Raw genomic sequence first — 8,376 nt, 5'->3', positions numbered from 1 at the left:
CCGTGCAATGGGCCGGTGCCAAAGCATCTGACCGCTTCGTCCACTTCGGCGGGAATATCACGGAAACCCATTGCGCCGATCCGCACCAGCGGCGGCAAGGCATAGATCACCGTCGCAATCAGCGCAGCAACAAGGTTGCCGCCAAACAGCATGATCACTGGCACCAGATAGACAAAGGCGGGCATGGTCTGCATCGTATCCAGAACAGGGCGCAGCGCCTGTTCGACCCTGATATTGCGACCCGACCAGATGGCAAGCGGCACCCCGATCAGCGCGCAAACCAGCACCGAAACGATCACCGATGCCAAGGTCTGCATGGAAGGTTCCCACAGGCCCGTGACGGCAAAGACAAAACAGCTCACGCCGGCCAAGACTGCAATCTGCCACCGCCCCAGCCAAAGCCCGACCATGACCATTGCCGCCGCTACGGCCCAGACCGGCGGCGCCAACAGCACGGATTGCAACGGGTTCAAAAGGCCTGTGTAGATCACCCAGGTCAGCAGTTCCGTTGTCTGGTAAAGCCATGGCAAGCTCACCAGCCAGCCGACAAAATCATTGACGACCGGTCGCATGTTCAGCTCAAGTGATCGCGGAAACCGATCAAACAACCCGGCACTTCGCAGCGCGACATCAGCCACGACCAGCAGCGCAAACCCCACGGCAAAGGCGCACATCCTCATCTTTGTCCCGCCGATGCGGCCTTGCGGACTGCCCTTTGACGCTGTCATCGCAGCGACCAACCGGTCAAGGAGTATAGCCATGAACACGATGCACAACCCACCTTCCAGTGCGCGGCCGATGTTCAACCGTTGCAGCGCCAGCCAGATTTCCGTGCCCAAGCCAGGCGCGCCCACCATCCCAGCCAGAACCACCAGCGCCAGAACCATCATGATCGTCTGGTTCACACCTACAAACACAGAACCCATTGCAAGGGGCAATCTGATGCGGACAAAAGCTTGCCAGCGCGACGCGCCAAAACTGTCACCCACCTCGATCAATTGATCCGGGGTCGCCCGCAAACCATGCGCTGTCAGCCGGATGATAGGCGGTAAGGCATAGATGAAGGTCGCCAAGACAGCCGTTGTTGCCCCGACCCCGAAGAAGAAGATCGCAGGAACAAGATACACAAAGGCCGGCATCGTCTGCATCGCATCCAGCACAGGCGTCAGCGCGCCGCGCACATATCGGTTCGTTCCGGACAAGACACCGATGGGAAAGCCCGCGCCAAGGCACAGCGCAACCGACACCGCCACCAACGAGAGCGTTTGCAGGCTGGCATCCCATTGCCGGAAAACCGCCCAACTCAGGACAGAAACCATTGCCAGCAAGGCTAGTTTCCAGCCGCCAAAAATTTGGCCGAGTCCGGCGAAAAACAGCACGATCACCGGCCACGGTCGGGCATTCAGAAAGGTATCGATCGCGAAAGTCCAACCTGTCACCAACCGTGACGCAGACCTTGTCGCATCGCGGTAATGCGTACGCAGCCAATTCTCTGCGGTGTTGACCATGCCGGCAAAATCGACAGGCGGCACCATGTCGGCCCCTGCCGCAGGCCAGATAAGGGCCGAAACATATAGTAGGCCCAACGCGACGAACGCCCCGACCCAAACAGGCAAGCGGATGCCAAAGCCTGAGCGTGCCGCTGGTCGGGTTTCGATCACGCTCACCTCAGATCCTCTTTTGCATAGCGCGCAAAAAGCTTTCGGGGCGCAGTTCGCCAACCAGACTGCCATCCGCCGCAACGACTGGCAAAGGCCCCTCGGTCTGTAACATTCGATTTACCAGATCCCCGAGCGCCACCGATGACGCGACCGAAACCCCCTGCGCAAATCGCGCGCGCGCCGCGTCGGTGGGGGTGCTTTTGGCCTGTCCGGCGGTCTGCACAGTATAAAGCGGAACCTGCAGCGCAAAGTTGCGCACATAATCGTTGGCGGGGGCAGTCACGATTTCTGCTGCTGTACCTTTCTGCTGGATTTGCCCGTCTTTCATGACGACGATCTGGTCGCCCAGACGGATCGCTTCGTTAAAATCGTGGGTGATGAACAGGATCGTCTTTTTCATCTCGGCCTGCAGCCGCAAAAGCTCGTCCTGCAATTCAGTGCGGATCAAGGGATCAAGCGCGGAAAACGGTTCGTCGAAAAACAGGATTTCGGGATCAACAGCCAGCGCCCGTGCAATGCCCACGCGTTGCTGCATACCACCCGACAGTTCGGCGGGAAATGCGCTTTCACGCCCCGCTAGCCCAACAAGGGCAATCACATCGGCAGCGCGTTCCAGACGTGTGCGTTTGTCGATCCCGCGTACTTCCAGCCCATAGGCCACATTTTCAATTACGTTCAGATGCGGGAAAAGGCCAAAGTGCTGGAACACCATCGCCAGTTTCTTCTGCCGCAAATCGCGCAGGCCGCGCGCATCCAGCCCCAACACATCCGTCCCGTCGATTTCCACGCGTCCGGCGTCGGGTTCAATCAGGCGTGTCAGGCAGCGCACCAGAGTGGATTTTCCCGACCCTGACAACCCCATGACAACGCAGGTTTCACCCGGTTCAACCGTCAGGCTGATCTCGCGCAGCGCAACGACGTGCCCTTCAGCCGCATCGTCGGGGCTGGACTTAAGCCGCGCGATAACCGCATCGGGTGTGCGGCCAAAAACCTTCCAGAGATCTGTGCATCGAATATGCCCTGCCTTGCTGATCAAAACGCACGCCCACCCTTCCGTTACCTGCCAGTTACGTGATCCTATGACCGTTATTTTTGAACACCAAGAAAAATATTGAAAAATATTCAATATTTCCTTAGTGCTGTATTTTTAGTAGTTTATTCTTGTAATTTACGGGATCAGGTCATGAACAAACGGATCGACATCAAGGATATTCGCCGCCGCGAACTGATCAATGCAACGCGGTTGGTTGTTGCACGCGAAGGGTTCGAAACCACGACCGTAGCCAAGATCGCCGCCGAGGCGGGGTTCTCCATCGGCTTCATGCATCACCATTTCCGCAACAAGGATGCCTTGCTCGCGGAAACGATGCGCGTGGTTTATGGGGATATGGCCAAGCTGATCTCCGCGAGGTTATGCAAAACGACGAATGCCGAACAGCGTCTGCGCATCATCCTTGAAGGGAATTTCGACCCCGAGATTTACACCAAAGCCAATGCGCTGATCTGGGTTTCCTTTGTGCCACGGGTGGCGTTCAACGCAGAATTCACCCGTCTTCAGACGGTGATTGAACGTCGCACCTACAGCAATATCGCCAGCGCCATCCGGCCCATCGCACCCGATGCCAATATCGCCCCAAAAGTGGTAGAGGTGGAAACACTGATCAACGGCTACTGGCTGCGTCTTGGCCTTCATCCCGACAGAAAAGACAATCTTCGCCAAGAGGCATTAGAGCAGATCGCCCGCTATAGCGCCGCATTGACCCAGCCCTAAAGGCGCGGTGTCGTCGCGAGAGGCGCGTCTTGCGTGATCAGACCAATCCATTGGCACCCAATCGCGATATCATGGCTGCTGCACGGGGCGGCGCAACCTAAGACTGGCAACGGCCAAGCGGTATCAGCGCATAATGAACGGGTCTGGGATCGGATCGTCAGAGGTCCGCAGCCAGACAGTTTTGACCGTCGTGTAATCCAGCGCGGCCGCCAGCCCACCTTCGCGGCCCTGCCCCGACAGCCCGACACCGCCAAATGGCGCGATGGGCGACACCGCACGATAAGTGTTCACCCAGACGATTCCTGCGCGTAGCTGGCGGATCATCCGGTGCGCGCGCGTCAGGTCTTTGGTGAAAACACCGGCGGCCAGCCCGTATTGCGTATCATTTGCCAGTTGCAGCGCCTGTTCCTCGGTCTCGAACGCGACGACAGACAAGACCGGCCCGAACAATTCCTTGCGCAGACAATCGGCGTCAGGCGCATCGGTGCAATCCATGATCGTAGGCGGAAAATAGAAACCATCCCCCGCAAGGGGTTGCCCACCGGTGATCACCTTTGCCCCGGCATCAATTGATGCGCGGATTGCGGCGATAATCCCGTCGCGTTGGCGCGCGGTGCAAAGCGGGCCCACTTCGGTTGTCATGTCATCCGGCGCGGCAATGCGGATCGCTGCGGCCTTGTCCCGGAGGATCGCCAGAAACCTGTCCTTGACACCCTGTTGCACCAACAACCGTGATCCCGCGACGCAGCTTTGCCCCGTAGCGGCGAAAATGCCCGAAATCTGCGCGTTGGCGGCAGAGTCCAGATCGGCATCGTCAAACACGATAAAAGGCGATTTGCCCCCCAGTTCCAGCGATGTCGTGGCAAGGTTTTCCGCAGCACCACGCACCACATGGGCGGCGGTTTCGGGCCCGCCGGTAAAGGCGATATGCGCCACCTTTCGGTGACGTGTCAAAACCGCGCCGCATTGTGCGCCAAAACCCGAGATGATATTTACGACTCCGGCAGGAAACCCCGCCTTGTCAACCAGTCGGCCCAGTTCCAACAACGGAGCGGGTCCATCCTCGCTTGCTTTCAAAACTACGGTGCAGCCCGCTGCCAGTGCCGGCCCCAACTTGACTGCGGACAGGAAAAGCTGGCTGTTCCACGGCACGATCGCCGCGACGACGCCAACAGGTTCGCGCCGTGTCCAGACCTCCATGTCGGGCTTGTCGATCGGCAGATGTGCGCCTTCGATCTTGTCCGCCAGACCTGCGTAATAGCGATAGTATTCGGCGACATAGGCGATCTGGGCCGATGTTTCGCGGATGACTTTGCCAGTGTCGCGGGTTTCCAGTGCGGCCAGCCTCGGTGCGGCCTCTTGTACGAGATCGGCCAGCCGATAAAGCAGCTTGCCGCGCGCTGTTGCCGTCAATCCGGCCCATGCAGGCGCAGAAAATGCGGCATGAGCCGCGTCCACGGCGCGGTTCACTTCGGTCTCGCGCGCTTCGGGCATCTGCGCCCAGACTCTGCCGGAGGCGGGGTCAAGGCTGTCGAACCAGCCCGCGCCATCGACAAATTCCCCGTTTATGTATAGCTGAAATCTCTCCATAGACCTGCCCTCTATTCTGCTTTGAAAGCCGGCATCACATCATGGATCAGACGTTCAAGTGATGCCTTTTTGCGCGCAAAGCTCATGCCGGTATCGATCCAGAACGAAAATTCGTCGTAGCCCATCGCCTCGTATGATTTAAGCCGCGCGATCACTTCGTCCGGCTGGCCTATGATCTGGTTCGTGCGCATCGCCTGCGGCGAATAGAAGGGGTGTTTCGCCATATCTTCATCCGTCAGGGTTTCGATCAGGCCCTGTGTCACGGGCCGCTCGTTTTTGAACCATGCGCCAAAGTAGTTGTAAAAGGCATTGATTTCCTGCGCCGCCTGCTCTGCGTCTTCTTCGCTGTCGGCCACATAAGCGTGGCGCAAGACCATGATCTGAGGGCGTGGCTGTTCAGGGTGGTTGGCGCAGGCCGCGTTAAAGCGGTCCATCAGGCTTTGCACCTCTTCATCACCCAGATGCAGCGGCGTGACCTGCACGTTGCACCCCTGCGCGACAGCAAAATCATGGCTGTTGGGGTCACGGGCGGCAACCCAGATCGGCGGGTGTGGCTGTTGCAGGGGCAGCGGCGCCGAGGTGGTCTTGGGAAAGGCCCAATATTCGCCCTCATGGGTATAATCCCCGTCCCAGAGCCCCTTGATCGCCGGGATCAGTTCGCGCATCCGTCCGCCCGCGCCCCATGCATCCATCCCAGGCATGAGGCGTTCATATTCGAAATTGTAAGCGCCGCGCGCGATCCCCAGATCGAGCCGCCCGTTGGTCAACAAGTCGGCCATCGCCGCCTCTCCGGCCAGCTTGATCGGATGCCAGAACGGCGCAATCACCGTCCCTGTGCCAAGCCGCACATTCTTTGTTTGATGGGCGATATCGACAAGGTTCAGAAACGGGTTTGGCGCGATGGTAAAGTTCATCGCATGATGTTCGCCGGTCCAGATCGCATGCATTCCGCCCGCATCGGCGATTTTACACAGCGCGATCATTTCATCATAAAGCTGCTTTTGCGGCGTCTCGGGCGAAACACGTTCCATATGGATGAACAATGAAAATTTCATGATACTTTTCCTTTTGCCATCGATGAAACCCGACCCTGATCCTGGTTTCCGATATAGACCTCGAAATTGCCCTGCTCGGTTTCACCTGCGAGACGTTGCAGCATCACATGGACCGCAGGGTCGCTGACATCTGAAATGCCTGTGGGCGACAGCGGCACAAACGCACCACGTGTTGGCCGCCCCTCTGCAGGCGAACACAAAAAGGCAATGTTCTGCTGGCCTGATCTGGTGTCTTCGTAGAACGAATAAATGAACCCCGGCGCGGCCGTAATGCCGAGACCGGCAATCATTTCGGCCAGCGACGCCTGTGCGCCCACCCGCCCGACAGGGGTTGCAGGCAGGTTCGCCCCGCCGTGACCGTCATCAACCAAAAGAATATGCCCCGCGGACTCAATAATCGCCGAAATTACTACATCCGGACCCGCATCTACCGCCTGCGTCGCGGCGCTGGGAGTGAAATAGGTACCGCGATAATACCCCAGACCCGCGCGCTGATTGGCGTCAAAGGCTGTCACGCGCCCTATGAGTATGTCATGATCCCCCGCAGGCACCACCTGATGCAGCACGCAATCGAACCATGCCGACACACCCGCGATCACCGGCGCGCCCGCTGGTCCCGCCTTCCAATCCAACTTTGCAAAACGGTCGGGCACAGGGCGTGCGAATGTGTTGGATACGTCCTTTTGGGTCTCGGACAGAACGTTGATAGCAAAGCCTGTCCCCTGCACAAAGGCAGCATGGTTCTGCGAAGTTTTCGCAATCGACACCAGCAAAAGCGGCGGATCAAGCGAGACAGAGGAAAACGAATTGGCCGTGAACCCGATAGGATCACCTTCGCCGTCCATCGTCGTGACAACCGTGACACCGGTCATGAAAGCTCCAAAAGCATCGCGCAACAGCCGTGTGTCTTGAATACTCATGTTGTCACCTCTTGTCTTTCCAGCCAGTCCCGCAGGGCCGCATTGACCTGCGCGGGCGCGGTCAGGTTCACCATATGGCGGTGCCCCGCAATCACGACCGCCCGGCCCTGCGGTGCGGAAGCGGCCATGATGCGCGTCATTTCGGCGGTTGAATTCTGGTCACCGTCCCCCGTCAGCACCAAAGCGGGGCATGTAATCTTGGCCCATTGGCCAGAGTAGATGTCATCGCCTTCGGCAAAGGCGCGGTAGGCGGCGGCATAGCTGCGCTGGTCCATCGCGCCAAGCCAATCCATCACCTGCTTGCGCAGCGCGTGCTGTGCGGGGTCATCTTCGAACCAGCGCGACAGCGGTTGGCAGACATCACCTTTGCCCTGCGCAATCGCCGCTGCCCGCGCCTCGACCGCTGCGCGGGCCGCCGCAGAGCGCTGGTGCACCGCGTTCAACGCCGCCAAACGCCTCACCAATTCGGGATAGCCGACCGCAAGCCCGATGGCGATCAGTGCGCCCATCGAATGGCCCGCCACATTCACCGGTCCCAGACCCAGCGCGGTAATCGTCCCAGCCGCCCAAGCGACAAACTCCGGCAGGCGCGCGCCATCGGCCAACCTGTCGCTGCCGCCGTGACCGGGCAGGTTCAGCGCGATCACGCGGTAATCCTGCGCAAGATCGGCGATCTGGGGGGCCCATGCCTGTGCGCACATACCGACGCCATGCAGCAACACAAGCACCGGTCCAACCCCTTTATCCTGCAAAACGACGGTGCGACCGTCAGACAGCTGCAGGGTTGTCAACGTCATGACCAAGCTCTTCCAGATCCTGATAGCGGTCACCGATGCGGTGATGCGGGCGCCCGCCAATCGACGCACCCAGCGCCACAACAATTTCGTCCGCCGCAGGGGCATCGGGAATGGCAAATTGAATGGTCAGATAATGCGACCGGCGCCCTGCATCGTTCTTGTCCATCAGCGGGATCATGATGGGGCAATTTGCGGGGCCTCGTGTGTTGGTAAAGGCCAGATAGCTTTTCGCGCCAACCGCGTCGCGATAGAAATTGCCGAACCGCAGCGTGTGGATCAGCGCAGAGCCGTGTTCCACCTCGCCGTTCAACCCCACGACTGCCGCCTTGCCATAGCCTTCGACCGCGCCCCCTGACCCTGCATGTTGCAGTATCATATCGGTTAGCATTTCTCCCAGCACCGGAGCAACCTCCAGAATCTTTGGCTTCAGGTCATCGACAAAGCCCATGCCGGCCCATGGGTTTTTCAAGACCGCCGCCGCCGTGATCATGATCAGGGGTGGGGAGGCCGCTTTGCCACCTTCGATCAGGGTGTTTTCAATGTTCAGAAATGTCTTGCGAATGGATACTGGCATCCATGCCT

Annotated in this window: 8 protein-coding genes; 1 reads left to right on the top strand and 7 read right to left on the bottom strand. The window is 59.1% G+C overall.

What is annotated here, in order from left to right; translation table 11 throughout:
* The coding region (locus R6T97_RS00415; RefSeq protein WP_410347337.1) for an ABC transporter permease subunit at positions 1–1,667 on the bottom strand (1,667 nt) is incomplete at its 3' end.
* 1 nt (position 1,668) lies between these two features.
* The gene (locus R6T97_RS00410) at positions 1,669–2,697 is read right to left on the bottom strand and encodes a glycine betaine/L-proline ABC transporter ATP-binding protein (RefSeq protein ID WP_410347336.1); all 1,029 of its coding nucleotides are present in this window, start codon (positions 2,695–2,697) and stop codon (positions 1,669–1,671) included.
* Between the two features lie 147 nt (positions 2,698–2,844).
* Here R6T97_RS00410 and betI point away from each other — a divergent pair, with 147 nt between their 5' ends.
* Positions 2,845–3,432, top strand: a complete 588-nt coding sequence (betI, locus tag R6T97_RS00405) for a transcriptional regulator BetI (protein WP_410347335.1) — start codon at positions 2,845–2,847, stop codon at positions 3,430–3,432.
* Positions 3,433–3,555: 123 nt separating this feature from the next.
* Here betI and R6T97_RS00400 read toward each other — a convergent pair whose 3' ends face one another.
* Genes R6T97_RS00400 through R6T97_RS00380 form a run of 5 tightly spaced genes read right to left on the bottom strand, consistent with a single transcriptional unit; the run spans position 3,556 to position 8,368 of the window.
* The gene (locus R6T97_RS00400) at positions 3,556–5,022 is read right to left on the bottom strand and encodes an aldehyde dehydrogenase (RefSeq protein WP_410347334.1); all 1,467 of its coding nucleotides are present in this window, start codon (positions 5,020–5,022) and stop codon (positions 3,556–3,558) included.
* A gap of 11 nt (positions 5,023–5,033) precedes the next feature.
* Positions 5,034–6,077: an LLM class flavin-dependent oxidoreductase gene (locus R6T97_RS00395; protein WP_410347333.1), complete on the bottom strand. Its 1,044-nt coding sequence runs from the start codon at positions 6,075–6,077 to the stop codon at positions 5,034–5,036.
* A complete protein-coding gene (locus R6T97_RS00390) occupies positions 6,074–6,997 on the bottom strand; it encodes a flavin reductase family protein (protein ID WP_410347332.1) in 924 nt (307 codons plus the stop codon). The genes R6T97_RS00395 and R6T97_RS00390 overlap by 4 nt, the downstream gene beginning before the upstream one ends.
* Entirely contained in the window at positions 6,994–7,794 is an 801-nt protein-coding gene (locus R6T97_RS00385; RefSeq protein ID WP_410347331.1) for an alpha/beta fold hydrolase, read from the bottom strand. Before R6T97_RS00385 ends, R6T97_RS00390 begins: the two co-directional genes overlap by 4 nt.
* Positions 7,766–8,368: an amino acid synthesis family protein gene (locus R6T97_RS00380; protein ID WP_410347330.1), complete on the bottom strand. Its 603-nt coding sequence runs from the start codon at positions 8,366–8,368 to the stop codon at positions 7,766–7,768. The genes R6T97_RS00385 and R6T97_RS00380 overlap by 29 nt, the downstream gene beginning before the upstream one ends.
* Positions 8,369–8,376 lie beyond the last annotated feature (8 nt).

This window comes from Yoonia sp. (assembly GCF_046498525.1).
GTDB lineage: Bacteria > Pseudomonadota > Alphaproteobacteria > Rhodobacterales > Rhodobacteraceae > Yoonia.
The sequence above is the reverse complement of the archived record's forward strand: the minus strand, read 5'-3'. Positions and strand labels throughout refer to the sequence as shown.

Excerpts from the sequence above, each read along its gene's own strand:
- R6T97_RS00400 (WP_410347334.1), bottom strand. The coding sequence starts at position 5,022 with ATGGAGAGATTTCAGCTATACATAAACGGGGAATTTGTCGATGGCGCG.
- betI (WP_410347335.1), top strand. The coding sequence starts at position 2,845 with ATGAACAAACGGATCGACATCAAGGATATTCGCCGCCGCGAACTGATC.
- R6T97_RS00380 (WP_410347330.1), bottom strand. The coding sequence starts at position 8,368 with ATGCCAGTATCCATTCGCAAGACATTTCTGAACATTGAAAACACCCTG.
- R6T97_RS00390 (WP_410347332.1), bottom strand. The coding sequence starts at position 6,997 with ATGAGTATTCAAGACACACGGCTGTTGCGCGATGCTTTTGGAGCTTTC.
- R6T97_RS00385 (WP_410347331.1), bottom strand. The coding sequence starts at position 7,794 with ATGACGTTGACAACCCTGCAGCTGTCTGACGGTCGCACCGTCGTTTTG.
- R6T97_RS00395 (WP_410347333.1), bottom strand. The coding sequence starts at position 6,077 with ATGAAATTTTCATTGTTCATCCATATGGAACGTGTTTCGCCCGAGACG.